This is a genomic window from Streptomyces sp. NPDC020681, assembly GCF_044334895.1.
Taxonomy (GTDB): Bacteria; Actinomycetota; Actinomycetes; order Streptomycetales; family Streptomycetaceae; genus Streptomyces.
The window spans coordinates 286,439-313,135 of the sequence record NZ_JBIRTX010000005.1 but is presented as its reverse complement, the minus strand read 5'-3'; the positions used below and the strand labels follow the sequence as shown (position 1 = coordinate 313,135).

Annotated in this window: 24 protein-coding genes and 1 pseudogene; 15 read left to right on the top strand and 10 right to left on the bottom strand. The window is 69.0% G+C overall.

Annotation, left to right across the window (positions count from 1 at the left end; genetic code table 11):
• Positions 1-102 precede the first annotated feature (102 nt).
• Entirely contained in the window at positions 103-702 is a 600-nt protein-coding gene (locus ACH4YL_RS14420) for a class I SAM-dependent methyltransferase (protein ID WP_398507619.1), read from the bottom strand.
• Between the two features lie 157 nt (positions 703-859).
• Here ACH4YL_RS14420 and ACH4YL_RS14415 point away from each other — a divergent pair, with 157 nt between their 5' ends.
• Genes ACH4YL_RS14415 through ACH4YL_RS14400 form a run of 4 tightly spaced genes read left to right on the top strand, consistent with a single transcriptional unit; the run spans position 860 to position 5,241 of the window.
• The gene (locus ACH4YL_RS14415; protein ID WP_398507618.1) at positions 860-1,714 is read left to right on the top strand and encodes an MHYT domain-containing protein; all 855 of its coding nucleotides are present in this window, start codon (positions 860-862) and stop codon (positions 1,712-1,714) included.
• A gap of 48 nt (positions 1,715-1,762) precedes the next feature.
• Positions 1,763-4,375, top strand: coding sequence for a nitrate- and nitrite sensing domain-containing protein (locus tag ACH4YL_RS14410; protein WP_398507617.1), 2,613 nt, complete (start codon positions 1,763-1,765; stop codon positions 4,373-4,375).
• Entirely contained in the window at positions 4,372-4,794 is a 423-nt protein-coding gene (locus ACH4YL_RS14405) for a roadblock/LC7 domain-containing protein (protein ID WP_398507616.1), read from the top strand. The genes ACH4YL_RS14410 and ACH4YL_RS14405 overlap by 4 nt, the downstream gene beginning before the upstream one ends.
• Positions 4,795-4,833: 39 nt before the next feature.
• Positions 4,834-5,241: a DUF742 domain-containing protein gene (locus tag ACH4YL_RS14400; protein ID WP_398507615.1), complete on the top strand. Its 408-nt coding sequence runs from the start codon at positions 4,834-4,836 to the stop codon at positions 5,239-5,241.
• A gap of 7 nt (positions 5,242-5,248) precedes the next feature.
• On the opposite strand, the gene ACH4YL_RS14395 is transcribed toward ACH4YL_RS14400, so the two are convergent.
• Positions 5,249-5,818 (bottom strand): GNAT family N-acetyltransferase, encoded by a 570-nt coding sequence (locus tag ACH4YL_RS14395; protein ID WP_398507876.1) that lies wholly within the window; start codon positions 5,816-5,818, stop codon positions 5,249-5,251.
• A gap of 230 nt (positions 5,819-6,048) precedes the next feature.
• Here ACH4YL_RS14395 and ACH4YL_RS14390 point away from each other — a divergent pair, with 230 nt between their 5' ends.
• The 8 genes from ACH4YL_RS14390 (at position 6,049) to ACH4YL_RS14355 (ending at position 14,073) form a co-directional block, all read left to right on the top strand.
• Positions 6,049-6,654, top strand: a complete 606-nt coding sequence (locus ACH4YL_RS14390) for a GTP-binding protein (RefSeq protein ID WP_398507614.1) — start codon at positions 6,049-6,051, stop codon at positions 6,652-6,654.
• Positions 6,655-6,740: 86 nt separating this feature from the next.
• The gene (locus ACH4YL_RS14385; protein ID WP_398507613.1) at positions 6,741-7,145 is read left to right on the top strand and encodes a roadblock/LC7 domain-containing protein; all 405 of its coding nucleotides are present in this window, start codon (positions 6,741-6,743) and stop codon (positions 7,143-7,145) included.
• Between the two features lie 120 nt (positions 7,146-7,265).
• Positions 7,266-8,219, top strand: coding sequence for a DUF6397 family protein (locus tag ACH4YL_RS14380; protein WP_398507612.1), 954 nt, complete (start codon positions 7,266-7,268; stop codon positions 8,217-8,219).
• Between the two features lie 392 nt (positions 8,220-8,611).
• Positions 8,612-9,118, top strand: coding sequence for a two-component system response regulator (locus tag ACH4YL_RS14375; protein WP_398507611.1), 507 nt, complete (start codon positions 8,612-8,614; stop codon positions 9,116-9,118).
• Between the two features lie 119 nt (positions 9,119-9,237).
• Positions 9,238-10,302 (top strand): dipeptidase, encoded by a 1,065-nt coding sequence (locus ACH4YL_RS14370; protein WP_398507610.1) that lies wholly within the window; start codon positions 9,238-9,240, stop codon positions 10,300-10,302.
• Between the two features lie 433 nt (positions 10,303-10,735).
• The gene (gene tdh / locus ACH4YL_RS14365) at positions 10,736-11,767 is read left to right on the top strand and encodes an L-threonine 3-dehydrogenase (protein WP_398507609.1); all 1,032 of its coding nucleotides are present in this window, start codon (positions 10,736-10,738) and stop codon (positions 11,765-11,767) included.
• Positions 11,768-11,859: 92 nt separating this feature from the next.
• Positions 11,860-13,041, top strand: a complete 1,182-nt coding sequence (locus ACH4YL_RS14360; RefSeq protein ID WP_398507608.1) for a glycine C-acetyltransferase — start codon at positions 11,860-11,862, stop codon at positions 13,039-13,041.
• A 117-nt stretch (positions 13,042-13,158) separates the two neighbouring features.
• On the top strand, positions 13,159-14,073 hold the full coding sequence (locus ACH4YL_RS14355; protein WP_398507607.1) for a LysR family transcriptional regulator: 915 nt from the start codon (positions 13,159-13,161) through the stop codon (positions 14,071-14,073).
• 28 nt (positions 14,074-14,101) lie between these two features.
• Here the strand turns inward: ACH4YL_RS14355 and ACH4YL_RS14350 are convergent, their stop codons facing one another.
• The 4 genes from ACH4YL_RS14350 to ACH4YL_RS14335 all read right to left on the bottom strand — a co-directional run bounded on the left by ACH4YL_RS14350 (position 14,102) and on the right by ACH4YL_RS14335 (position 17,749).
• Positions 14,102-14,611: an SRPBCC family protein gene (locus ACH4YL_RS14350; RefSeq protein WP_398507606.1), complete on the bottom strand. Its 510-nt coding sequence runs from the start codon at positions 14,609-14,611 to the stop codon at positions 14,102-14,104.
• 29 nt (positions 14,612-14,640) lie between these two features.
• Positions 14,641-16,224 carry a cation acetate symporter gene (locus tag ACH4YL_RS14345; RefSeq protein ID WP_398507605.1) on the bottom strand — a complete coding sequence of 528 codons (1,584 nt, stop codon included), beginning with the start codon at positions 16,222-16,224 and terminating at the stop codon, positions 14,641-14,643.
• Entirely contained in the window at positions 16,221-16,514 is a 294-nt protein-coding gene (locus tag ACH4YL_RS14340; RefSeq protein ID WP_398507604.1) for a DUF485 domain-containing protein, read from the bottom strand. Before ACH4YL_RS14340 ends, ACH4YL_RS14345 begins: the two co-directional genes overlap by 4 nt.
• A 335-nt stretch (positions 16,515-16,849) precedes the next feature.
• On the bottom strand, positions 16,850-17,749 hold the full coding sequence (locus ACH4YL_RS14335) for a DMT family transporter (protein ID WP_398507875.1): 900 nt from the start codon (positions 17,747-17,749) through the stop codon (positions 16,850-16,852).
• A 151-nt stretch (positions 17,750-17,900) separates the two neighbouring features.
• Here ACH4YL_RS14335 and ACH4YL_RS14330 point away from each other — a divergent pair, with 151 nt between their 5' ends.
• Entirely contained in the window at positions 17,901-18,791 is an 891-nt protein-coding gene (locus ACH4YL_RS14330) for a LysR family transcriptional regulator (protein ID WP_398507603.1), read from the top strand.
• Between the two features lie 36 nt (positions 18,792-18,827).
• Here the strand turns inward: ACH4YL_RS14330 and ACH4YL_RS14325 are convergent.
• The 4 genes and pseudogenes from ACH4YL_RS14325 to ACH4YL_RS14310 all read right to left on the bottom strand — a co-directional run.
• A pseudogene (locus ACH4YL_RS14325) lies at positions 18,828-19,628 on the bottom strand (ThuA domain-containing protein); the annotation flags it as partial.
• Positions 19,625-21,880: an RICIN domain-containing protein gene (locus ACH4YL_RS14320; protein ID WP_398507602.1), complete on the bottom strand. Its 2,256-nt coding sequence runs from the start codon at positions 21,878-21,880 to the stop codon at positions 19,625-19,627. The gene ACH4YL_RS14320 and the pseudogene ACH4YL_RS14325, both read right to left, overlap by 4 nt.
• Positions 21,881-21,933: 53 nt before the next feature.
• Positions 21,934-23,319 carry a ricin-type beta-trefoil lectin domain protein gene (locus tag ACH4YL_RS14315; protein ID WP_398507601.1) on the bottom strand — a complete coding sequence of 462 codons (1,386 nt, stop codon included), beginning with the start codon at positions 23,317-23,319 and terminating at the stop codon, positions 21,934-21,936.
• Positions 23,319-24,590, bottom strand: a complete 1,272-nt coding sequence (locus ACH4YL_RS14310) for a ricin-type beta-trefoil lectin domain protein (protein WP_398507600.1) — start codon at positions 24,588-24,590, stop codon at positions 23,319-23,321. The genes ACH4YL_RS14315 and ACH4YL_RS14310 overlap by 1 nt, the downstream gene beginning before the upstream one ends.
• Before the next feature lie 330 nt (positions 24,591-24,920).
• On the opposite strand from ACH4YL_RS14310, the gene ACH4YL_RS14305 reads away from it, so the two are divergent.
• Positions 24,921-26,132 carry an MFS transporter gene (locus ACH4YL_RS14305; RefSeq protein WP_398507599.1) on the top strand — a complete coding sequence of 404 codons (1,212 nt, stop codon included), beginning with the start codon at positions 24,921-24,923 and terminating at the stop codon, positions 26,130-26,132.
• A gap of 94 nt (positions 26,133-26,226) precedes the next feature.
• Positions 26,227-26,661 carry a heme-binding protein gene (locus ACH4YL_RS14300; RefSeq protein ID WP_398507598.1) on the top strand — a complete coding sequence of 145 codons (435 nt, stop codon included), beginning with the start codon at positions 26,227-26,229 and terminating at the stop codon, positions 26,659-26,661.
• Positions 26,662-26,697 lie beyond the last annotated feature (36 nt).

Genomic DNA, 26,697 nt, shown 5'->3' with positions numbered 1-26,697 from the left:
ACCTTCCCCAGGGCGGCAGTTGCCACCGATCTTTCAAGTTTTGCATTCCTGCGCCGAGTTGGCTTCCCGGCAACCGTCGGGGGGAACGGCGCGTGCAGCGGCTCAGTCCTGACGCACCGCGAGCGCCAGGAAGCGGTTGTCCTCGTCCACGTATGTGGTCATGAGCCAGCCGGATCCGGCGAGCAAGGGGCGCAGGTTGGGCTCGGCGCGCAGGTCGTCGTCGGTGATCTGCCGGCCCTGGCGCGCGGCGAGTGCGGCCCTGCCGATCGGATGGAACAGCGCCAGCCTTCCGCCCGGCCGCACCACCCGTGCCAACTCCCGCAGATTCGCGCCCGGTTGCGGAAGGTGGGCGATCAGGCCCGCGGCGAACACGGCGTCCAGCGACCTGTCCCGCAGCGGCAGTCGTGCCACGTCGGCGAGCAGCAACTGTCCACTGTTGTCGCGTCCCGCGGCCGCGGCCGCTGCCAGCATCTCGGGTGTCAGATCCGCCCCGAGCACTGTGCCGCCCGGTCCCACGGCGGAGCGCAGCGCCGGCAGCGCCCGGCCGGTGCCGCAGCCCGCGTCGAGTACGGCATCCCCCTCGCGCAGCCCCAGCTCGGCGACGGCCGAGGCATAGGCCGGACCGTCGTCCGGGAAGCGCGCGTCCCAGTTTGCGGCGCGGGCGCCGAAGAAATCCTGCACATGTGTGTGGTCGTCCGACATGACCTCATGATCCCTCAGTGACAGGTGCCCACACGAGCGTCCGGCGCACATGTTCGACCTCGGCACGATCGTTCTGAATCCTCTCTCTGTCATATTCCATCAGCTTTCGAAATGCGCCCTGAGCGTGCGCCCCCGGCGGGTCTAGCGTCCCTGAGCCATGGGACACCTGGACCACGCCTCCTTCGGCCTGCTGACCCCCGTGCTGTCGTACGCGATGGCCGTCATCGGCGCTGCCCTGGGACTGCGCTGCACCGTACGCGCGCTCGGCGCGAGCGGCCGCTCCCGCCGAAACTGGCTGATCACCGCCGCATCCGCGATCGGCACCGGCATCTGGACGATGCACTTCGTCGCCATGCTCGGCTTCGCCGTACGCGGCACCGACATCCGCTACAACGTTCCGCTGACCATCCTCAGCCTCCTCATCGCCATGCTGGTCGTCGGCGTAGGCGTGTTCTGCGTCGGCTTCGGCCGCGACCGCTTCCGGGCGCTGCTGGTCGGCGGCCTCACCACCGGCCTCGGCGTGGCGAGCATGCACTATCTCGGCATGGCCGCCCTGCGGCTGCACGGCACGGTTCGCTACGACCCGCTGCTCGTCGTGCTGTCCGTCGTCATCGCCGTGGTCGCCGCAACCGCGGCCCTGTGGGCGGCGCTCAACATCAAATCGCCGGTCGCGGTCGCCGTGGCCTCGCTCGTCATGGGCGCGGCGGTCAGCAGCATGCACTACACCGGCATGCTCGCGGTCAGTGTGCAGATCGAACCTTCCGGCACCGAGCTTCCCGGGGCCACGACGATGCAGTTCATCTTCCCCCTCGCCGTCGGCCTCGGGTCGTACCTCTTCGTCACCTCCGCCTTTGTCGCACTCTCCCCGACGGCGAACGAACGCGCCGCCTACACGTCCGCCGAACGGCCCGCGGAATCCGCCTCTGCCGATCAGCCCGCGAACAAATCCACTTCCCGAACCTCCACTTCTGCCTCGTCGGGTTCCGCCACCTCCACCGCTGCCAACGCCTAGCCCCCGACCGCTGCCGCACCCCAGCCCCGTACCCGGAACGAGGAGGCCATGCGCACACCCCGCAGGAACCAGGGCGCCGCCCAGACCCCGCCGCCCCCACTGCCGCCCGCACCGGCGACGGCAGTCCGCGGACGACGCGCACACGCCGGGCCGCCCGCGGTCGAACACACCGGCCAGGAACCGCACTTGGACGATCCGCCACAGTCGTCCACCGCCTTGCGCGGGCGCGGCCTGCCGCGCGCCAGAACCGTACGAGCAAAGATCATCTCCCTTCTGATGGTGCCTGTCGTCTCCCTGCTCGCACTTTGGGGATTCGCCACTGTCTCCACTGCTCAAGAGGTGTCGCGGCTGCGTCAGCTGCAACGCATCGACACCCAGATACGCGAGCCCGTCGTGTCCGCCGTCTCGGCGCTGCAGGCCGAACGGCGCGCGGCGGTACGCCAGGTGGCCGCCCCGTCGGACGAGCGCGCGGCGGCGCTTCAGCAAGAAGCCCGGCGTACCGACGACGCGGTGCGGAGGCTGCGTCTCGACGACAGGACTACGGTCGCAACCGGGAGCGGCATCCCGGCCGGTGTGGCGCAGCGGGTCGCGCACTTTGTCGCCCGCGCGGAGAAGCTGCGTACGCTCCGCTCCTCCGTCCTCGGCGGCAAAGCCACCTGGGACACCACCTACGAGCAGTACACCGCCACTGTCACCGCTGCCTTCGACGTCTCAGGTGCACTCGCCGGAATCCACGACGCCGGACCCGCCTCCGACGCCCGCGTCCTCCTGGAATTCGCCAAGGCCGGCGAGATGCTCGCGCAGGAGGACGCGCTCCTCGGCTCGGCACAGCTCAGCAAATCCCTTGCCGCCGAACGGCTTCGGCTGTTCACCGGAGCCGTCGCGACTCGTAGAACACTTACCGTAGCCGCCGCCACCGACCTTCGCGGCCCCGAGCGCGCAGCTTGGCGAGAGCTCGCCAAGCAGAGCGGCTACCGGCAGCTCGAGACAGCCGAGAACACGGTGCTCACAGCGCCGGCCGGCCGCAAGGCGGCACAAGTCGTCCCGGCCGCCACCTGGGACAAGGCGCACACGGCCGTCGGCGACGGAATGCGTGCCATCGAGACCGAGGCCCGCCGCAGCGCGGCCGACAGTGCCGATCCGATGGCGGAAGGACTTCTCACGCCGGCCGGTGTGGCCGTCCTGCTCGGACTCGCAGCCGTGGCCGCCTCCTTGGTCATCTCCGTACGCATCGGCCGCGGCTTGGTCGTCGAACTCACCAGCCTCCGCAACAGCGCACTCAAAATCGCCCGGCAGCGACTGCCTCACGCCATGCGCCGGCTGCGCACCGGCGAAGAGATCGACATTCAGGCCGAAGCCCCGCCGGGACCGCCTGCCGAGGACGAGATCGGTCAGGTCGGCGAGGCACTCGGCATCGTCCATCGGGCCGCACTGAGCGCCGCCGTCGAACGCGCCGAACTCGCCGGCAGCATCTCCGGAGTCTTCGTCAACCTCGCTCGTCGCAGCCAGGTCCTGGTCCATCGCCAGCTCAACCTGCTCGACACCATGGAACGCCGCGCCGACGACCCGAGCGAACTGGGCGACCTCTTCCGGCTCGACCACCTCACCACGCGTATGCGGCGGCACGCCGAAAGCCTCATCATCCTCTCCGGTGCCGCGCCCGGACGCGCCTGGCGCATGCCGGTCCCGCTGACCAGCGTCGTGCGGGCCGCGGTCTCCGAAATCGAGGACTACGCGCGCGTCGAGGTACGGCAACTGCCCGAGACCGCTGTCGTCGGCGCGGCCGTCGCCGACGTCACGCACCTGCTGGCCGAACTCGTCGAGAACGCGGCTCAGTTCTCCCCGCCGCACACCAAGGTGCGGGTCAGCGGCGAACCCGTGGGCAACGGCTACGCCCTGGAGATCGAGGACCGCGGCCTTGGCATGGGCAAGGAGGCTATGGCCGAAGCCAACCGCAGACTGGGCGAGTCCGAGGCGCTCGACCTCTTCGACAGCGAGCGGCTCGGACTGTTCGTCGTCAGCAGGCTCGCGATCCGCCGCGACATCAAGGTCCAACTGCGCCCCTCGCCGTACGGCGGCACGACCGCGGTGGTGCTGCTGCCGACCACTCTGCTGCAGAGCGCGCTCACCGCCCCGGCAGCCGCCCGCGTCGGCCCCGGGGCCGGTGGCAGGCGGCCCGAAGGCGTAGCTGCCGAGCGCGAGCCGCGACCCAACGCCGCGTCCGTACCGCCGCCGCCCCGGCGCCCGGCGCTCCAGGCACAGGCCGAGGCCCCGACGCCGCCGGGCGTCACCGCCCTGCGCCTGCGCAGCGCCCAACCCCTGCCCGAGGAAGGGGAACTCCCGCGCCGCGTCAAGCAGGCGCACCTCGTCCCGCAGCTGCGCGAAGCTCCCTCAGCCGAGGAGCCGGAAGAGGACCTGACCGCGACCGAGGCCGGTCCGGAACGCACTCCCGAACAGGTACGGGACCGCATGACGGCATACCGCGCCGGCTGGACCCGAGGTGGCGGCGCCACACCCGGCAGGCGCACACCCGGCATGCCCGCACACAGCACCTCCGCACCCGGCCCGGGGACCCCGGGCGCACCCACTCGCAGCACCCCCACTCCTGGCACGCCCGCACCCGGCCCGGGGACCCCCGGCAGTGAAGGAGACAGAGCATGACCGAGCAAGTGTCAGCCGCAGCGAGCCACTTCACAGGCGACCTGGACTGGCTGCTGGACGATCTCGTCCTCCATGTCGGAGAGGTCCGGCACGCTGTCGTACTGTCCAACGACGGCCTCCCCGTGGGCGCGTCCCACGGACTGACCCGCGAGGACGCAGAGCATCTGGCGGCCGTGGCCTCCGGGTTCCACAGCCTCGCCAAAGGCGCGGGACGGCACTTCGACGCCGGAGGCGTACGCCAGACGATGGTCGAGATGGACGACGGCTTCCTCTTCGTCGCGGCCGCCGGCGAAGGATCCTGCCTGGCCGTACTCACCTCCGTCGTCGCCGACATCGGTCTGATCGCCTATGAGATGGCTCGGCTCGTCAAGCGGGTCGGCGAGCACCTGCGGACCCCGCCGCGGATCATCGCGACCTGATGAATGACCGAGGCAGACGGATGACCGAGGCAGCAGACCATGACTGAGGCCACAGACACGGACGTCCCCGGCAGCGAGTGGTACGACGCCGACGCCGGCCCGCTCGTTCGCCCGTACGCGATGACCGGGGGCCGGACCGAGCCGGGACCGAGCAACGTGCGGTTCGACCTCATCGCGCTCGTCGACATCGCGGCCGACGCACCCGCCTCGGCCGAGGAGTCCCTCCTCGGCCCGGAACACCGCGCCCTGCTCACTCTGTGCCGCTGCGAGACCCAGTCAGTCGCGGAACTGGCGGCCGACGCCGATCTGCCGGTCGGAGTCGTGCGCGTACTCCTCGGCGACCTGCTCGAAGCGGGCTATGTCAGGGTCAGCCGTCCGGTACCGCCCGCGCAGCTGCCCGACGAGAAGATTCTCAGGGAGGTGATCGAGGGCCTGAGGGCGTTGTAGCACGCGCTCATCGCGTGGCGTTCCGCGACAGCCAGTCGGCCCTGGTCAGCACGTATTCGACATCACCGAGCTCGCCGCCCTCGATGGGCTCGGGCCACTCGTCGAAGAAGGTCCGGACATAGCTCAGACCCGCCTTTTCCATGACCCGCCGCGAACGGGCGTTGACCGTCATCGTGTTCGCGGTGACCAGATCCACGCCGAGCTCGGTGAACCCCTTGAGGATCAATGCGTGCGCGCCTTCCGTGGCGTAGCCGCGGCCCCAGGCGGGCCGGCCCAGCCGGTATCCGAGTTCGGCCACGGCCGGATCATCGTCCGTTTGTGGCCGGAATTCGAACCAGCCGAGGAACGCCCCGGTGGTGCGCTCCTCGGCCACCCAGACGCCGCGGTTGCCGAAGCACGGGTAGTGGTGGAGAAATCGCGGCAGCGACTCGGCCAGGAACGCCTCGCGCGTGATGGGCCGGCCACCGTTGATGAAGCGCATGACCTCGGGGTCGTTGTCGAGACGGAGCAGCTGATCGACGTCGGCCTCGCCGGCCGGACGAAGCGCCAGCCGGTCGGTCTCCAGGAAGTTGGGCATGGTCCGATCCTCGAACAGCATCGGCCGCGCCCGCCAGTGGATATCCAACCGGCCCGGCAGGGGCAGATCGAATTGACGGCAGAAATGGACAACGAATGATCCTGGAACAGTCGCACCGATCCAAATGCGATCCCTTCCCTCGGGATCGAGCCGCACTTGCCATCCTGTCGTCGTACTGGCGTGTGACTGCGCCGGGATATCACCGCGCCGAGTTGAGAGAGAAGTGACAGATGGCCTCCGAAAGCGCTCATGGCGCCGGTGGTGAGAGCACCGCCCTCGCATTGAAGATATTGGTCGCCGGTGGATTCGGCGTGGGAAAGACGACCCTGGTCGGCGCGGTGAGCGAAATACGTCCACTGCGTACGGAGGAACAACTCAGCCAGGCCGGCGCAGAGGTCGACGACATCGGGGCAGTGGGGCACAAGACGACGACCACCGTCGCCATGGACTTCGGGCGGATCACGATCCGCTCCGGCCTGTCCCTCTACCTCTTCGGCACCCCGGGCCAGGACCGCTTCTGGTTCCTGTGGGACGAGCTGTCCCAAGGAGCGCTCGGCGCGGTCGTCCTCGCCGACACCCGACGGCTCGTGGACTGTTTCCCGGCCGTCGACTACTTCGAGCACCGCAGAATCCCGTTCGTTGTCGCGGTCAACTGTTTTGCCGGATCTCGAACTTATGGCGCCCATGAAGTCTCACGCGCTCTCGACCTGGAACGCGGAACGCCGGTAGTCCTGTGCGACGCTCGTGACCGCGACTCCGGGAAGGAGGTACTCGTACGCCTTGTCGAATATGCCGGACGAATGCACACGGCCCGGCTTCTCGATTCAGTCGGCTAGCGGTACCTTGCCGTCCCGTCCCGTATACGAAAGGCTTGCGGGCAACACGGGGCCACGGGGAACGCACAAGCGGGGAAGGACCAACCATGCCGCTGGACAAAGGACTTGACTGGCTGCTCGACGATCTGACGAAGAGGATCGCGCACATACGGCACGCACTGGTGCTGTCCAACGACGGCCTGGTGACCGGGGCGAGTTCGGGCCTGGAGCGCGAGGACGCGGAGCATCTCGCCGCGGTCTCCTCCGGCCTGCACTCGCTGGCGCGGGGGTCCGGACGGCACTTCCGCGCGGGGAAGGCCCGCCAGACCATGGTCGAGTTCGACGAGGCGCTGCTGTTCGTCACGGCGGCGGGGGACGGAAGCTGTCTCTGCGTGCTCAGTGAGGCCGAGGCAGACGTCGGCCAGATCGCTTACGAGATGACGCTGATGGTCAACCGGGTCGGCGAGCATCTGGGAGTCGCGGCCAGGCAAGCGGGCGGAAACACCCTCTGATCTGGGGGAATTGATCGGGTCGGAGGCTCGCTGCGGAGTTGTCCACAGGCCGAGCGGGATGTGCCCGCAGCGGGCTACGGTCGTCACCGAGAGTATTCGTGACTCACGGGGGAGACCGTTATGACGGTGCAGGAATCAATGACGCGCGCGATGGCTCCGGGCCGGGCGGCGATGGAACTGGAGCTGAAGCGGGGTGAGTTCGAACTCGCGGTCCAGCTGGGCCATGTCCGCACTGTGCCAGGGGTGAACGGCGGGCCGCTGCGGATCGCCAAGGAGGAGATCGATCGGCTGCGTGCGGCCGACGGCTTCCCGGACGCGCTGCGGGAGCGGGTGAGGACCGTGGGGACGACGGAGGGCGCGAGGCTCATTTCGATCAGTCCTGAGCGCTTCACACGGCTCGCGCGCACGGGCCATTTCACGCCAATCCGGTTCTACCTGAACCGCTACCGCGCGGTCGTCTGGCTCTATCTCGCGGAAGAGCTCAGCGAGTTCGCGCTTGCGCACCCTGCGCTGCTGAGCGGCAGGACACCGCCGGCCGTGCGCACGATGGTCGACAGAGGCGAGGACCGGCGTCCGCGCAACTGGCGCGGCAGACGGCTCGGCCTGCTGCTGAGGTCGATGGCGGACCCGTGGGAGCGGGCGGCGGCGATCGCGTCCGTACTCGACCCGGTCACGATGGCCGAAGTGGTGAGCGATCCCTATGAACGCTCGCATTTGCGGGTGCTGCGGCCCGAGCTGGTGACGGGCCGACCGGACTCCCCGGCCGCGCACGAGGTGGTGGAACGGCTTCTCCTGGCGGACCATCCGGACGAGATCCTGTGGCACCGGGTGAGCCTCGCGCAGGCGCTGCGCGAGGCTCGGGAGACGCGTCCGGCCCCCAGGCCGGGCCTCAAGTCAGGCGCGCGGACCGCATCGGGGTCGGATCCGGCGCCGGATCCGACGTCTCGGACCACGGCCGATCCGCGAGCCGTCCTGAGGAGCCGGCCTTCGGCGCTGATGCCGGTACGTCGCAGTCCGCAGCGGCGCGGTCTGCTCAGGCGTCTGCGCTTCAGAAAGACGAATCCGGTCGTCTGACAGGAGACCGGATACCGAGATGGCTCGAATATGCCGCTGCCTCGGGCTGTGTTCGCGGCTGCATCGCGACGAATGGGGCCCAGGACTGCCACCGCGGAATTGCGTGCATCTGGTTCTTTCACGGCTGCAAGTCCCAGAAAGGGTTGAGGCTGATGGTGTGACAGATGCGGTTACAGAGCGCCAAGTTCACAGTTTCGGACAACAGCGGCGCATCCACGCCTGGTGCTTGGAGCCGCCCAAGGCTCCATACTTTCTTTACGGAATGAAGCCCCGCGGGAGCTGGAGGAGAGGGACGGGGCCGCTCTTCGCCGCAGCGTGCGGCGTACGCTGATGTGGCCGACCGTCGAGGGAGGCGCATATGGGACACGGGTTGTGCCTTGAAGATCCTTGTGGTGGACGATCGTGAGGACAACCTCTTCGCGATAGAGAGCCTGTTACGCCCCGTCGGGCATCCGGTGGTACGTGCGCGCAGCGGGGACGAGGCGTTGAAGACCGTCCTGCGCGGTGGCATCGCGGTCGTCATCCTCGACGTCGTGATGCCTCAGATGGACGGCCTTGAGGTACTCGCCTATCTCAAGCGGCTGGACCACACCCGGAATCTTCCCGTCGTGCTGATGACGGGCCTGGGCAGGGACGACGATCTTGCCGCCCGTGCCTACACGCTCGGTGTCTCGGACTTCATGGTCAAGCCCGTCGACCCATGGGTGGTCCGTACGAAAGTCCGAGCGCTCGCCGAGATGTACATCGAGAACCAGAGGCTGCGCGCGCAGCTCCGTGCGCTGGCCGACCGCGGAGGCGACGCCTCGGCCACGGTTCTGCCGGAGCTGCTTGAAGCGCATGTGCCGCGCCAGCCCGGAGGCGCACCGGGCCGCGCCAGAAGCGGTCACGGCGTCGACTGACGTGGCGCAGGAGGTGGTGGCGGAACGCAACGTGCGGCGAGCGGAAAACCGTTCGCCCGCCGCACGTTCAGCCACCTAGCCTCGGCACCGCCGCGGCCCCGTGCACGGCACCTCCAGGCATGGTTTCTTCGCAACCGATCGGTACAGAAAGGCCCAGCGTGCCAGACGACCTGCACCGCAGCGCCGTTGTCGCGGACACCCACAACGACCTGCTGATCGCGGTCACTGCCCGGCCGCCGAGCCGCTGGGCGGAGTTCTTCCGCGAGCGCTGGCTGCCCCAGCTGCGCGACGGCGGGGTCGATGTGCAGGTGCTGCCCGTTTTCATCGGCGACAGATTCCGCCCCGATGGAGCCCTGCGCGAGACGCTGCGGATGATCGAGTGCGCCCACACCCTCGCCGAAGGCAACGCGGACGCGGTACGGCTCTGTCTGGACGGAGCCGATATCGATGCCGCTCTCGCCGAGAACAAGATCGCGCTCGTGCTGGCCCTGGAAAGCGCGCCGGGCGTCGACGCGAACGTGGAACTGTTCTCCACCCTCCACCGGCTCGGTGTGCGCATCGCGTCCATCGCCCATTGGAGCCGCACTCCGCTCGCCGACGGCAGCGGTGAGGACGCCACGGGCAGCCGGCTCACCGAGGCGGGAGTCGAGGCACTGGCGGAGATGGAGCGACTGGGGATGCTCTTCGACGTCTCGCATCTGAGTGCTTCCGGGGTCGAGCACGTCCTGGAGCTCGCCACGCGGCCGGTGATGGCCACCCACTCCTCTGCCCGCGCCCTGCGCGACCACCATCGCAATCTCACCGACGAGCAGATACGCGGCATCGCCGCGACCGGCGGCACCGTGTGCGTCAACTTCCTGCCGGAGTTCCTGGCCGCCGAACCCGCAGGCGCCACCCTGGACCGGCTGGCCGACCACATCGTGCACATCGCCGAGATCGCCGGCGCCGACCATGTCGGCCTCGGGCCCGACTTCATCCAGGAGGTGAACGACGACATCACCCCGCCCTGTTGCGAGGAGCCTTATGGCTTCGACTGGGCGCTGCCCGGGCTCGAAGGGCCTCGCGGCCTTCCGTTGGTCACCGAAGCGCTGCAGCGCCGTGCGCTGTCCGAGGACACCATCCGCAAGATCCTCGGCGGCAATGTGCTCGACCTCTTCCGCAAGGAGCTGGGCCGCCCCGCCTGAGGCCGCGCCGGGAGATCGCGCCGGGAGGCTGCGCCAGGAGATTGCGCACCTCAGCGAGCGGCCCTGGCCGGAGTTCGGTGAAGCCTTGCATGGTGCGGCTCGGCTCCCCGTTCGCCGTACAACAGGTCCTTCGACTTGTCCTTCGATGCCGTTCGATGTGTCCTTGAATATGTCCCTGGACGTGTCTGTCTCTCATGGACGTGGACGCCGGGGCCCGCGGCGACGGTTCAACCCGCACGCCGCCTCTCGCGGCTCCCACGCCACATGAAGCTCTGCTGTTGCCCCGCTTAAGAAATCCTCGATGGACTCTCAGGGCCGCGATGGGCAGATTGGTGCAGGTCCATTGACCGGCGCTGTCATAGTTTGTCGTGGTTGCCGCAACTGTCGCAGCCGTATGCCAGTCCCTTCCGACGCCCCGCCTGGAGCCGCACCGATGAAGGCACTTGTCAAGCAGCACGCCGAGCCCGGCCTGTGGCTCATGGACGTGCCCGAGCCGGAGACCGGATCCGGCGACGTGCTCATCAAGGTGCTCCGTACCGGCATCTGCGGCACCGATCTGCACATCCGGTCCTGGGACGCCTGGGCCCAGCAGGCCGTCAGCACGCCGCGCGTGCTCGGCCACGAATTCGTCGGCGAGGTCGTCTCCGTCGGCGCGGACGTCCGCGAGGAGATCGCGGTCGGCGACGTGGTGAGCGGCGAGGGCCATCTCGTCTGCGGCAAGTGCCGCAACTGTCTGGCCGGCCGTCGCCATCTGTGCCGTAGCACCGTCGGCCTCGGCGTCGGCCGCGACGGCGCGTTCGCGGAGTACGTGGCGCTGCCCGCGTCCAACGTCTGGGTGCACCGCACGAAGGTGGACCTGGACATCGCCGCGATCTTCGACCCGTTCGGGAACGCCGTGCACACCGCGCTCTCGTTCCCGCTCGTCGGCGAGGACGTGCTGATCACCGGCGCCGGACCGATCGGCATCATGGCCGCAGCCGTCGCCCGGCACGCGGGCGCGCGCAGTGTCGTGATCACGGATGTGAGCGAGTCACGCCTCGCCATCGCCCGCAAGGCCGGCGCCACGCTCGCACTGAACGTCGCCGAGCACGGCATTTCCGAGGCGCAGCGGCAGCTCGGGCTCAAGGAAGGCTTCGACATCGGCCTGGAGATGTCCGGCCGCCCGGAGGCCATGCGCGACATGGTCGACAACATGACGCACGGCGGCCGCATCGCCATGCTGGGGCTGCCCGCGCAGGAGTTCGCCGTCGACTGGTCGAAGATCGTCACCTCGATGATCACGATCAAGGGCATCTACGGCCGGGAGATGTACGAGACCTGGTACTCGATGACGGTCCTGCTCGAAGGCGGACTCGATCTCAGCCCCGTGATCACCGGCAGCTACGGCTTCCAGGACTTCGAGGCCGCCTTCGACGAGGCAGCCACCGCCCGCAGCGGCAAGATCATCCTCGACTGGACGCGCTGAGCCTGCTCGTCCACGTCCTCTCGTCAGAGCCTCCGCCTCAGCGCCTCCGCCTCCGAGCCCTCTCGTCCGAGCCTTTCGTAAGGAGCACCACCATGTACGCGTCCGTCCGCGACGACCTCCGTACCGCCCTCGACGAGATCCGCGCCGCCGGCCTCTACAAGCCCGAGCGGGTCATCGGCACGCCGCAGAGCGCCTCCGTGTCCGTCGGGTCGGGAGACGTGCTCAACTTCTGCGCCAACAACTACCTCGGCCTCGCCGACCACCCCGAGGTCGTCGCCGCGGCCAAGGAGGCGCTGGACCGCTGGGGCTACGGCATGGCCTCCGTGCGCTTCATCTGCGGCACGCAGGACGTCCACAAGGAGCTCGAGGCGCGCCTTTCCGCGTTCCTCGGCCAGGAGGACACGATCCTCTACTCCTCCTGCTTCGACGCCAACGGCGGCGTCTTCGAGACCCTCCTCGGCCCCGAGGACGCGGTCATCTCCGACGCCCTCAACCACGCCAGCATCATCGACGGCATCCGGCTGTCCAAGGCCCGCCGCCACCGCTACGCCAACCGCGACCTCGCCGACCTGGAGCAGCAGCTCAAGGACACCCAGGACGCCCGCCGCCGGCTCGTCGTCACGGACGGCGTCTTCTCCATGGACGGCTATGTCGCCCCGCTCGCCGAGATCTGCGACCTCGCCGACCGTTACGACGCGATGGTGATGGTCGACGACTCGCACGCCGTGGGCTTCGTCGGCCCCGGAGGCCGTGGCACCCCGGAGCTGGCGGGCGTCATGGACCGCGTGGACATCATCACCGGCACGCTCGGCAAGGCGCTCGGCGGCGCGTCAGGCGGCTATGTCGCGGCCCGCGCCGAGATCGTCGAGCTGCTGCGCCAGCGCTCGCGCCCGTATCTCTTCTCCAACTCGCTCGCCCCGGTGATCGCCGCGGCCTCGCTGAAGGTCCTCGACCTGCTGGAGTCGGCCGGTGAGCTGCGCGAGCGCCTGAACGCCAACACCAAGCTCTTCCGTACGAAGATGACCGAGGCGGGCTTCGAGATCCTGCCCGGCGACCACCCCATCGCGCCCGTCATGATCGGCGACGCCGCCGAGGCCGGCCGGATGGCGGAGCTCCTGCTGGAGCGCGGGGTCTACGTCATCGGATTCTCGTACCCCGTCGTGCCGATGGGCCAGGCCCGTATCCGCGTCCAGCTCTCGGCCGCGCACTCCACCAAGGACGTGGAGCGTGCCGTCGCCGCGTTCATCGACGCCCGTACGGCACTCAAGGGCTGACGTACGGCAGAACTGACCCGCTCCGGCCCGGCGTGCGGAACGGCTGTCGTACGGCAGGGCTGACCTGCAAAGGAGCCGAGGTACGCCGGCGCTGACGGCGGCTGGCAAAATGGCCGGGTGATCGACCCCCGGCGGCTGCGCATTCTGCGGGCCGTGGCGGACCACCGTACGGTGACCGCCGCGGCCTCCGCGCTGTACCTCACCCCTTCGGCCGTCTCCCAGCAGCTCAACGCGCTCGAGCAGGAGACCGGCCACACGCTGCTGATCCGCAGCGGCAAGGGGGTGCAGCTGACGGCGGCCGGCGAGATCCTGCTGAGCCACACCCACACCGTGCTCGCCCAGCTGGAGCGGGCGGAGGCGGAACTCGCGGCGTACGCGGGCGGTGCGGCCGGCGAGGTCACCGTCGCCGCCTTCGCGACCGGCATCGCGGAGGTCGTCGCCCCGGCCATCGGCCGTCTCGCCGTCGGCCATCCGGACATCCGGGTACGGGTACGGGACGCCGAGGGCGACGAGAGCCTGCCGCTGGTCCTCGACGGCGAAGCCGATCTGGCCGTCGCGGTCGAATATCGCGGCGCTCCGGGCGCGGACGACCCGCGGCTGTCCCGCGTGCCGCTGTACGCGGAACCCTTCGACGCCGTCCTGCGCGCCGACCACCCGCTCGGCGACGCCGAACAGGTTGAACTCGCCCAGCTCGCCGACAGCGACTGGATCGGCCAGCACCCGGGCAACCCCTGCCACGACATGGTGCTGCTCGCCTGCGAACTGGCCGGCTTCCGGCCCCGTCTGATGCATCTCTCCGACGACTTCCGCGCGGTCGTGGCACTCGCCGGCGCGGGAGCGGGCGTGGCGCTGGTGCCGCGCTCCGCGCTGCGTGGCATGGAGCTGAAGGACACCGTCGTACGCCCGGTCGCGGGCCCGGCGGCGACCCGCCGGGTGTTCGCCGCGGTACGCCGCGGGGCGGAGCGGCATCCGCTGATACAGCCGGTGCTCGAGGCTCTGGCCGGGGCCGCCGGCGGGCTGTCCACCGACTGACTCCGGCCGCGGCCAGAATCAGCCGTCGTCACACGGTGGGCGGCTGCTCCAGCGCCTTCTTGAGATTGGCCAGCGTGATGCGGATGTTCCGGCGCTGGAAGTCGGCGAACGTGAACCCGCGCGTGGCGATCCGGTCGAAGGCGTTGGCCATGATGTCGGGCCAGTTCCGCCGGTCGTCCGTCCAGGTCTCGGTCACCTGCGTCCCGCCGTCGACCGCGTCGAAGCGGTACTCCCAGGTGGCGATGCGGCCCGGCAGCACCGGCTTGCGCGGGCCTATCGCGTGGACCCGGAAGGCGAAATGCGCGCCCGCGTCCGCCGCCGTCACCGTGCAGCGCGTGGTCCAGCGGACCGGTCCCCGTTTGTTGTGACCGTCGAAGACCATGCCCACATACGCGCCTTCGGTGTCGCCGTGCACCGTTGCGCCCCGGTTCTCCGGGCTCCAGCGGCCCATCTGGGCCGGGTGGCTGACCTGGTCGTAGACCGCCGACGGATCGGCGGCGATCACGATGCTGTCCGAAACGCTGAAGGTGCGTGCCATGGGCAACTCCGATCGGTCGGCGTCAGATGCTAACGGAGCGTCAGGATCTGTGTGTCCAGCTCGGGTTCCTGAGTGGTGAGGGGCTTGCTGGTCAGTCGTGTGGTGATCCAGCCCGCGAGGAATCCGACCGGGATGCTGATGAGCCCGGTGGTGGTGTACGGGAACCAGGTGAAGTCGCTGTTCGGGAAGATCGCCCTCGGCGAACCGGAGACCAGCGTGGTGCCGGTGATCAGGATCAGGACGCTGGCCGAACCCGCGATCAGCGTGCTGAGCATGGCCTGTCGTGTGAAGCGCGGCCAGAACAGGCTGTAGATGAGCGCCGGTGCGATCGCGGACGCGCCGAGGCAGAACGACAGGGTGACCATGGCCTGCAGGTTCTGGTGTCGGGACGCTGCCGCGAGGATGATCGCGGCGACGCCGACCGCGGCCGCGGTGGAGCGGGCGATCACCATCTCGGTGCGGTGCTCCAGCTCCTTCCTGCGGCGCAGACCGTGAGCGATCAGGTCGTGTGCAAGGGAGTTGGCGCAGGCGAGGGTGATGCCGGCGACCGACGCGAGCAGGGTCAGGAAGATGGCCGTGGTCATGATCGTGAACACCAGCGTCTCCAGCAGCGACACCTCCTTGCCCATGACGGCCTGGCTGACCAGCAGGATGGAGGTCTTGCCCTGCGGATCGGCGGCGCTGATCTGCAGCCGGCCGACGATCGCGGATGCGCCGAAGCCGATGACCGCGCTCAGAATGCACATGACGACCACCGTCGACACGGCCCAGGACATCGAGCGCCGTACGGCGACGGCGCTGCGGGAGCTGAACATGCGCATGGTGATGTGCGGCAGGCAGGCGGCGCCCAGGACGACGGTCAGCTGGGAGCTGATCATGTCGAGGTCGTCTCCGCCGAACTGCAGCCCGGGCGCGAGATAAGCCTCGCCCGCGCCGCTGCCACGGGCGGCCGCCTGAAGCAGCGACGGCACGCTGAAGTCGAAGCGGTTCAGTACCAGCGCCGCGATGGCGACGGCCGCGGCGAAGAGCACCACGGTCTTGACGATCTGGATGAACGCGGTGCCCTTCATGCCGCCGATGGCCGCGTAGATGATCATCAGCAGGCCGAGCAGCACGATGGAGCCGGTCTTGAACCCGGCGGCGTCGATGCCGAGAACGAAGGCCAGCAGATCACCGGCGCCGGCGAGCTGGAAGATCAGCAGCGGGAAGAGCGCGACGAGGGTGACGATGCAGGCCGTGACGCGGACCGCGGAGCTCGGCCCGCGGCGGGTCAGGACGTCGCCCATGGTGAACCGGCCGGCGTTGCGCAGCGGTTCGGCGAGCAGGAACATCACCAGCACCAGGGAGAGCGCTGTGCTCAGGGCGAGCACGAGCCCGTCCTGGCCGGCCAGGGTGATCACGCCGATGGTGCCGAGCACGCTGGCCGCGGAGATGTAGTCGCCCGCGATGGCGAGGCCGCTCTGCATCGGGGAGAGCGAACGGAAGCCGGTGTAGAACTCGTCCAGGTCGTCCCGGTCGGGTCCGGTCATCACGCACAGCAGCAGCGTCACCGTGATGACCGCTATGAAGGCGACGAGGGACATGGTCTGGGCCTCGGAGCTGAACCCGTTCATCGGCGTGTTCCCTGGTCGTTCTGGTCGTTCTGGAGGTGCTGGACGCGCACGGCCTCGACCAGCGGGTCGACGCGCCGCCGCGCGGACCGCTCGTACGCCGCAACGGCGGCGAGCATCACCGGGAGCTGAAGCAGGCCGAGGAGGATGCCGGTGTTGAGCCCGCCGCTGAGAGTGCCGGTCATCAGGTCGGGGGCGTACGCGGAAAGTAGGAGGAAGGCGACGAAGCACCCGAGCGCCGTGAAGGTCGCCACGCGGCGCAGCCTCTTGTACGCATGGCTCAGCGCGCGCACATCACGATGAGGTTCGGGCGCCGGCTCCGGTCGGAGAGGCTCCGGATCGTCCCAAGGATGCTGAGGCACGGCCGGCTGCTGCCAGTACTGCTGGTACTGCCCCGGCTGCGCACGGTAGTCGGGATATCTCTGGTATCCGGAGTGTTCGGGGTATTCGGGGAATGAGGGCTGTGGCGGGTGGTGCGACATCGCGTGGTACCTCGAATGCCTCGGCGCTCGGCCTGCGGGCGGGCATGCCGAAGGACGGCACACGTTACCCGTGGGTAGGTGGTGCCGAGCATTGTTACATGGACTGTCTGGTCGGTCAGTTGGTCCGAAGTTGTCCGGTCGCGTGGCTATCGAGCGGTACCTGCCACATCGGCTTCCACCTGCGACGACGATGACTCTGTCCGCTTTTGCCACCGGGTCAGAGACACCCCGGCGAGCACGACGGCCATCCCCGCGACGACGCGGAATGTGAGCGATTCCTCCAGCACGATCGCGCCCAGCGCCAGCGAGACCACCGGCAGCAGATAGCCCACCGTGGCCGCGCTGGTCGCTCCCTCGTCCGCGATGAGCCGGTAGTTGAGGGCGAAGGTGAACCCGGTCCCGAAGACTCCGAGGATCACAAGTGCGATGACGCCGACCCAGGTGATCTGCCCGGTCGCCGTGCCCCCGGCCGGCAGGGCGAGGGTGCTCAGACCGGTCGCGGTGAGCAGTTGGGCCGCGGAGAGCGCGAGGGGTGCCGAGCCTTTGCCGGTGAGCTTGCGTGCCATGTAGGCGAACGCGACGGCGTAACTCAGTGCGGCTCCCAGGATGGCGAGCGCGCCCCGGCCCATCAGTCCGTCCTGCTGCCACGGGGCGAAGATCAGCAAGGTGCCCGCAAAGCCGAGCAGCAGCCCGGCCAGCCGGACCGGACGGATGCGGCGCTCCGTGCCGATGGCGATGCCGATCAGCAGTGACCACAGGGGAGTTGTGGCGTTCAGTACGCCCGCCACTCCCGAGTCGACGGTCTGCTGTCCGATGCTGAACAGCGCGAACGGCAGCGCGTTGCAGAAGAACGCCGCGACGACCAGCCGCCCCCAGGTCGCACGGTCGCGCGGCAGTCGCTGCCGCGCCGACCAGGCGAGGGCCAGCAGCACCAGCGCACCGAGGGCGCACCGGGCGAAGGTGATCTGAGCCGGCGTCAGGCCGTTGTCGAGGGCAACCTCGATCCACAGGAACGCCGACCCCCACAGCAGGGCGAGCACGCCCATCCGCACCAGCGTTCCACGGCCGCCGCTGACCACGAGAGTCTCCCTCCACCGGCCGTCCGTCGATCGACCGGCCGTCTTCGCGGTCCACCGTGCCTCAGTCAACTCGACAGCACCAGTGAAAAGTCTTGTAGGGAGCGTTAACCTCTACTACATGCTCGATGTGCGCAGAATGCAGGTCCTGAGGGCCGTGGTCACCAGTGGTTCCGTGACCGCCGCGGCCGCCAACCTCGGCTACACGCCGTCCGCCGTCAGCCAGCAGGTCGCGGCGCTGGAGAAGCAGGCAGGCACGGCACTGCTCGAACGGGTCGGCCGCGGCGTACAGCCGACGGCCGCCGGCCGGCTGCTCACCGAGCATGCCGCCGTCATCAGCAAGAACATCGCGGAGGCCGAGACTGCGCTGGCCGATCTGCGCGAGGGGCGCACCGGCCGGCTGGCCATCCGCTACTTCGCGACCGCCGGCGCCACGCTCGTCGCGCCGGCGCTGGCGGCCCTGCGCCGTACGCATCCCGGAGTCAAGGTCGATCTCAAGCTGATCGATCCCCAGGACCCGCTGCCCGAGGTGAAACAGGGCCGCGCGGACCTCGCGGTCGTCGTCCAGCCGGTGGACCGGCCGCGCGACGGCGTCCGCCTGGTCCATCTGCTCGACGATCCGTACAACGCCGTGCTGCCCAAGGGCCACCGGCTCGCGGCACAGCGCGTGATCGACCTGGCCGACCTCGCCGACGAAGCCTGGGTCGGCAGCGAGTGGCCGGGCCCCTGCCTCGACGTCGTCCTCAACGCCTGCGGCGCGGCCGGGTTCAGCCCGGGTTTCGTGGTGGAGAGCGAGGACTACGCGACAGCGCAGGGCTTCGTCGCCGCCGGTCTCGGTATCAGCCTCATCCCGCGCACAGCACTGGGCAGCCGCCACCCCGGAGTCGTCGTGCGCAGGGTCCGCGGACCGGAACCGGTCCGTGGGATCCACGCGGCCGTACGGGAGACATCGCTCCCGCAGCCCGCGCTGCGCGCACTGCTCGACGCTCTCAGGGAGGCGGCTGCCCAGTAGACAGCCGACCTCAGAGACTCCTGATCAGGGCTTCGTGCCCAGCCACTTCAGTCCGTCCACGACGAAGCGGTTCTGCGTTTCGTCGGCGAACGTGTACGACAGCGTGGTGCCCGTTCCGTAGTCCATCGCGTTGTGCCCGAAGTTGGCGTACAGCATCTTGTACTTGTTGTTGATCCACAGGATCGGGTAATACCCGCTGTACCAGGACTGGTTGGGATCCGTTCCCAGCGGGAAGCTCACCGGGTCGACCGAGGCCAGGATCTTGATGTCCGGGTTCTTCCGCAGATCGTTCTTCCAGCTGTACCACTCGCTGACCGACGAGGTGAACGTGCCGGGCAGCCTCGCGGTCGAGGGATGCGGCCGGTTCTCGGTCCGCAGCACCGCCGTCGTCGGACCCCAGGTATTCGACTGGAACCCACCGCTTCCGAGGAACTGGTTGTGATACCAGGGCCAGTTCTGCGCGTTCGTGGTGAACGCTGAAACATGGAACCCCAGCCACGCACCGCCGCCCCGTACATACCGCTCGCACCCCGACCGCTGCGCGGCCGTCTGCGGCAGATCGTCCAGGAACACCACCACCTGGTACTGACTGAGCGAACTGCTGGTCAGCAGGTTCCAGTTGTTCGTCGACGTGTACGAGAAGTTGTTGCCGGCAGCGGTCCGCGGGAACCACTCATTGGCTTCCTTCACAAAGCTGATGTGCGCCGCGTCCCAGGTGCCGTTGTAGAACGCCAGCACCTTGAACGCGGGAGCCTTGCTGTCTGCGTGCGCCGGGGCGGCAGACAGTCCCAGCAGCATCGCCAGCAGGATCACCAGTCGTAACGCGAGCCGCCTCATGGGTAATTCACCACCGTCGCCTCGGTGCTGCCGCTGTTGGCCGTCCCGCCGGTGTTGTTGATCACGCGGTTGATGGTGCCGTTACCGCCGAGCGAGACGGTGATCATGTTGTGGAAGCGGACGTTCGCGTTGTTCGGCGCCTCGATGGCCCGCTCCGCCACCACGCTGTTGTTCACGTTGAAGAAGCAGTAGCTGCCCAGACCCCACGCCTCGTGGCTGGTGACGTTGTTGCCCACCTTGTACGCCGCGTAGCCGCGGGTCGAGCCGTTCATCCAGGCGGCCTGGTTGGGCGGGTCGTACGGCATCTCGTTCTGGTAGAAGTACGTGCGGCCGCCCTGGCCGTTCCAGATGGTCTGGTACTTCTGATAGTGCTCGACGAACAGCCCGTACATCGTGACGTTGTTGCCGTTGACGATCAGACCCGTGTCACCGGTGTTCACGTTCCAGCCGACGCTGCCGTTGTTGTCGTCGTGGTCGCCGCGCCAGATCCACAGGTGGTCGCCGATCACGTTGTGGCTGTTGACCACCAGGCTGGTGGTGGCCTTGCCCACGTGGTGGCCGCCGAGGCGGAAGAACACGTCGTGCAGCGAGACCGGGTTGGCCGAGTGGTTCGCGGACGAGCCGGCCGGGCCGACCTCCATCAGCGTCTGGGAGTTGGTGGGGCCCGCGTCGATCAGCAGACCCGCGACCTTGACGCCGTCCACGTCGGCGACCTTCATGGCGGTCACCCCGTTGACGGGCACGAAGGTGGCCAGGCCGATTCCCAGGATCACCGCGTCGGGGCGATTCACCTGGATCGTCTGGTCGATGTTGTAGACACCGGGAGTGACCAGCAGGTTCTTGCCCGCGGCGAGCTGGGCGTTCATGGTGGCGGCGGAGGTGCCGGGCTTGACGATGTAGAAGGAGTCGATGCCCAGCGAGCCGCCGGTCGGATTGCCGCTCTGCCAGGTGGTGCCCACGCTGTTGGAGCGCAGACCCGGCACGAACACCTGGTACTTGCCCGCCGAGTCGATGTACAGGAACGGCTTCTCGCGGTTCACCGGTGTCTGGTTGACCGTGGTGTAGCCCGGCTCGGGGAAGCTTGTCCCGGGCACGCCCTGGCTGCCGACGAAGACCATGTTCCAGTTGGCGCCGGTCCAGGAGCCGAGCTGCGAGTTGCGGGTCAGCCACTGCTGCTGGGTGCCGGAGCGCACCTGGCCGTCGATCTTGGTGTCGGCCATGAAGCCACCGCTGGACCAGCCGCCGTCGGACAGCTCCAGGTTGCCGCGGACGTGCATGCGGCGGTACGGAGCCGCCTGCGAGACCGACCAGCGGTCGGTGCCGCCGTTCGGGGTGACCGACAGGTTCTCCGCGCCGCGCCAGAAGTTCTGGGTGGCGTTCTGCGGCGGGAACCAGTCCGCCTCGACGTGCACCGCGCCGTTGATGTTCACGTTGTCGGGCGAGAACCCGAGACCGAGCACCTGGGTGTAGAAGCCGACGTTGACGTCGTTGTTGTACGTGCCGGGCTTGAACATCACCGCGTAGCGGTTGGTGCCGAACTGGTTCCGCTCCTGCTGCGAGAAGATCGAGTTCAGCCGCGACTGGATGGTCGACGAGGGCATGGACGGGTCGAAGATCGCCACGTTCGGGCCGAGGTCGATGTCGCCGGGCGCGGTGCTCACCGGCGACACCTGGAACCGCTGCGCCGCGGTGCCGTTGCAGGTGTACTGCACCAGCTGGACGCTGTCGGCCGTCGAGGCGGACGGCACGTCCAGGCACTTGCCGCTGTTGCGGTTGACGAAGTGGAACGCGCCGCCGCCCTCGTCCACCGCCTGCCACTGCTGGTTGCTTCCGCCGCCGTAGCTCCACAGATGCACCGCGGCGTTGTCGGCCGTGGACACATCGCTCACGTCCACGACCTGCGCCTCGTCATTGCGGTTGTTGATGCGCACATAGCCGTCGCCGGCGTCCGTGAAGCTCCACTGCTGCGCGGTGGAGGTGTTGCAGGCGTACTGCTGGACGGCGGTGCCGTTCACGGTTGCGGCCGAGCGCGCGTCCAGGCACTTGCTGCTGCCGCTGTTCACCACGGTGGTCCAGCCGGTGGGTACCGCGGCGGCCTTGACGGCACCTCGCGGCGTGGCCGCCTGGGTGGTCTCGACGGCGACCAGCACCGAGCCGACCGAGGCCGCGACGACAAGGGACGCGACCAGGGGCCGGTGACGGCGGGACGAATGGTGGCGACCCGCTCTGGGCGTTCGCAGGAATCGGAGCACGATTTCTCCTGTGCCGGTGATACGGCGTGGGTGGGGGGTTGGGGGAGTGGAGATCAGCCGGTGTACTGCGCGAAGACGCGGGTGAAGTCCCACGGCTGCTGGGAGACGCCCGAGCAGGTGTCGGCGCCGCCGCCGGTGCACGGACGGTCGCGGTTGACCGACCAGAAGGTCAGCCGCGCGAGATGCCGCTGCTGGGCGTAGCCGAGAATGGTGCGGAAGTCGGCGCCCGTGACGGTCTCGTTGTTGTCGGTGATGCCGTTCATCGACGAGATGCCGGTGTGCCGGTACGCCTGGTCGTCGGAGTAGCCGTAGGCGCTCTTGACCGTGTTCTTCAGGCCCTCGGCGGCACGGACGGTGAGTGTGCCCATGTTCTGGCCGGCGCCGCCGAAGTTGAACGGCATGATCGTCCAGCTGTCGACGGTCAGCCCGGAGGCCGCGGCCTTGGAGATCAGGCTGCTGTCGGGCCCGTTCTGGCCGGTGCCGAAGGTGACGTACACCTTGATGCCCGGGTTGTTCGCCTTCACCGTCTTGAGCGCGTCGACCGTGCGCTGCTGGACGGTCGGGCTGTCGTACGCCGCCGCCTCGATGTCGATGTCGATCGCCTTGAGGCCGTAGGCGTTGATGACCTTCTGGTACGCGGCGGCCAGCTCGCCCGCGCTGCCGCAGGAGCTCTCGAGCTTGTTGCCGCTCCAGCCGCCGAAGGACGGGATGACATCTCCGCCCGCGTTGCGGACGGTGTTGACCGTCTGCTGGTCGACGCCGCCGGTGAGCGGCCGGCTGCCGTCCCACTGCGGATTGCAGTAGCCGTTGCTGAGCACGAAGGCGAGCGTGAACCACTTGACGCCGGTGGCGTTCATGACGGTCGTCGGACTCGGCGGGCTGCCCCAGCCGTTGTAGATGTACGGCGCGACGGCCATCGGACCCACGGGCGTCGGGTCACCGCCGCCGGTGGGCGCCGTCCACTTCTGGTTGGCGGCTCCGGTGCACGTCCAGATCTGCAGTCGGGTGCCGTTGGCCGAGCTGTTGCCGGTGGCGTCGAGACACTTGTTGGCCTGGGGGTTGACGATGTCCCGGGCGGCGGTGACGGTCCAGCTCTGGGCCGCTGATCCGTTGCAGTCCCAGAGCTGGATGGGTGTGCCGTTGGCCGTGCCCGCCGATGTGACGTCGAGGCACTTGCCGAGCGCGCGGACGGTGCCGTCCGAACCGACATTCCACTGCTGGGCGCTGGTGCCGTTGCAGTCGTAGAGCTGTACCGCAGTGCCGTTGGCGCTGCTCGCTCCGGCGACGTCCACGCACTTGGCGCCGAGACCGGTGATCTGGCCGGTGGCCGCGGCGGCGCCGACGGCGGGGCTGCCGGTCAGGCCGGTGACGAGGGCGGCGGCGGCCGCCGTGCCCAGCACGCCTCGCACAGCGGGCGCCTGCAGAAGTCTTCTGCTCATCAGCGTGTGACCGTCCACTTCTGGTTGGCGGCTCCGCTGCAGGTCCAGATCTGCAGGCGGGTGCCGTTGGCCGAGCTGTTGCCGGTGGCGTCCAGGCACTTGTTGGCCTGGGGGTTCACGATGTCGAGCGCCGCGGGGAGTGCCCATTGCTGCGCCGCGGACCCGTTGCAGTCCCAGAGCTGGACGGGTGTGCCGTCGGCGGTGCCGGCCGAGGTGACGTCGAGGCACTTGCCGAGCGCGCGCAGCGTGCCGTCCGAACCGGCGCTCCACTGCTGGGCGCCGGTGCCGTTGCAGTCGTAGAGCTGTACGGGCGTCCCGTTGGCGCTGTTGGCTCCGGCGACGTCCACGCACTTGCCGCCGAGCCCCGTGATGGGCCCGCTGCCCGCCGGGTTGTCAGCGGTGCTGACCCGTACGTGGTCGACGACGAGCTGCTGCGGGAAGACGGTGCTGCCGTCGGGGTCGCCCGGCCAGTAGCCGCCGACCGCGAGGTTGAGGATCAGGAAGAAGGGCTTGTTGAACACCCACTGGCGGCCGCCGAGATCGGCGGGCGTGCGTCGCTGGTAGACGTTGCCGTCCACGGACCAGGTCACCGAGTTGGGGGACCAGTCGATCGCGAAGGTGTGGAAGGCGTCGGCGAACGCCTGGCCGCCCGGCAGGGAGTACGCGGCGCCGATTCCGCCGGAGCCGGAGTAGCCCGGGCCGTGCAGCGTGCCATGGACGGTCGACGGCTCGAAGCCGACGTTCTCCATGATGTCGATCTCGCCCGAGTTGGGCCAGCCGACCTGGCCGATGTCATTGCCCAGCATCCAGAAGGCGGGCCACATGCCCTGGCCGCGCGGCACCTTGACCCGGGCCTCGACGTGTCCGTACGTCGTGGTGAACTTGCCGGCCGTGTTGAGCCGGGCGGAGGTGTACTCACACCTGCCGTACCAGCACTGGTAGTTGGCCGGATTCTCGCGGCGTGCGGTGATGACCAGATGGCCCTGGCCGTCGAGCGCGGCGTTGCTGTTGCCTGCCGTGTACCACTGCCGCTCGTGGTTGTTGACGTTGTCGCCCGTCTCGATCTGCCACTTTCCCGAGTCGACGGCGGAGCCGGCGGGCCCGTTGAAGTCGTCGGAGAACGTGACGGCGGCGGGTGCGACGGCCGCGGCCGCCTTCGGTGCGGGTTCTGGCGCGGGTGCGCCCTGGGCGATGCCTGCGGGGAACATCGCGAGGGCGAGGACCGAGACGAGGGACAGCAGCAGGCGCCGCTTCAAGCGGGGGGAGTCCATGACTCTCCCTTCCGGGGCAAGGCGGAGGAAGGGGGCGGCCGGTCATGTATATGACAGGCGAGTGGCGCAGGCGGAGCCGTCTGGTTGCTGCGCCGACCGGGGGTGGGGGGTGAGTGGGGGGTGCTTAGTTCACTACGTGATTTAAGAAGTGAACAAAGGGACTGTCAAGAGCTTGGTCTGGACCGGAACTGCGAACAAGAGTCAAACCGGGCGAGGTTGCGCGGGCGGAGTCGACGGCGGGATATCCAGCGCTTGCAAGTAATGGCGCGTGCAATTATTGTGGACGCTCGTAAGGTGCAGACGCAATCGTCCCTGGAAGGTCCTTCCCCCATGCCACTCGCGCTTCTGGCCCTCGCCATCGGTGCCTTTGGAATCGGTACCACCGAGTTCGTGATCATGGGCCTGCTGCCCGAGGTCGCCACGGACTTCGGGGTGTCCATCCCGACCGCCGGGTTCCTCGTCACCGGCTACGCGCTCGGCGTGGTGCTCGGTGCACCGCTGATGACCGTCCTCGGCACCAAGGTCTCCCGCAAGCGGATGCTGATGCTGCTGATGGGCCTGTTCGTCGTCGGCAACGTCCTCTCCGCCATAGCGCCTGTCTTCGGCCTGATGCTGGCCGGCCGCGTCGTCGCCTCGCTCGCCCACGGCGCGTTCTTCGGCATCGGCTCCGTGGTCGCCGCCGATCTTGTCGCCCCAGAGAAGAAGGCCGGGGCGATCGCCATGATGTTCACCGGCCTGACCGTCGCCAATGTCGTCGGTGTCCCGCTCGGCACCTTCGTCGGCCAGAGCGCCGGCTGGCGCGCCACGTTCTTCATCGTCGCCGCACTCGGCGTGCTGGGCCTGCTCGGCGTCGCGAAGCTGGTGCCGGAACAGCCCAGGGCCGAAGGCGTGCGCCTGCGCCACGAGCTGGCTGCCTTCCGCAATGTTCAGGTCCTGCTGGCCATGGCCATGACGGTGCTCGGTTTCGGCGGAGTGTTCGCCGCCATCACCTACATCACGCCGATGATGACCGAGGTCACCGGCTTCGCCGACGCGTCCGTCACCTGGCTGCTGGTCCTGTTCGGCCTCGGCATGGTCGGCGGAAACCTGATCGGCGGGAAGTTCGCGGACCGTGCGCTGATGCCGCTGCTGTACGTCTCGCTCGGCGCGCTCTCGCTCGTCCTGGCCCTCTTCACGTTCACCGCTCACAACCAGGTCACCGCGGCCATCACCATCGTCCTGATCGGCGCGCTGGGCTTCTCGACCGTGCCGCCGCTGCAGAAGCGGGTCCTCGACCAGGCCGCCGGAGCGCCGACGCTGGCGTCCGCCGTCAACATCGGCGCCTTCAACCTCGGTAACGCGCTGGCCGCTTGGCTCGGCGGCATGGTGATCGCTGCCGGGTTCGGCTACACCGCGCCCAACTGGGTCGGCGCCGCGCTCGCCGCCTCCGCGCTCGCGCTCGCCGTCGTCTCGCACCTGCTGGAACGGCGTGCGGCAGCCACCGAGAGCCGCATCGTGACGGCCGGGGCCGCCGAGCCGGTCGCCGTACCGGCCGGCCGCTGAATCACCACCACGGCCACTGATTTCACCACCTGATCGACTCACCACTCGACCAACCCATCGCTTGACCAACCCGCCACCGCAAGGAGCCATCCGCATGACCACCTCCACTGCCACCGCCGTCGCCCCGCTCACCACCCAGGACGCGGAGACTCTCATCGACGCCGCCCGCCGCGCGGCCGAGGCGGCCGATGTCACCGTGGCCATCACCGTCCTGGACGCGGGCGGCCATCTGCTGGCCTTCCGCCGCGACGACCGTGCCGTGCTGATCGCGGGCGAGACCAGCACCCGCAAGGCATACACCGCACTCCAGTTGAACGCCCCGACCGCCGACCTCGTCGACGCCGTCCAGCCCGGCGGCCTGTTCCACACCCTGCCCACCGCTCTCGACCGGCCACTGCTCTTCATCGCGGGCGGCATCCCGGTCCACCGCGACGGCCGCCTCGTCGGCGCGATCGGCGTCGGCGGCGGCGCTCCCGACCAGGACCACGGCTTCGCGACCGCTGCGGTGGAGGCGCTCGCCGGGGCGTAGATGCGCCGGGCGCATGAACCGGACTCTTTCAGCGTG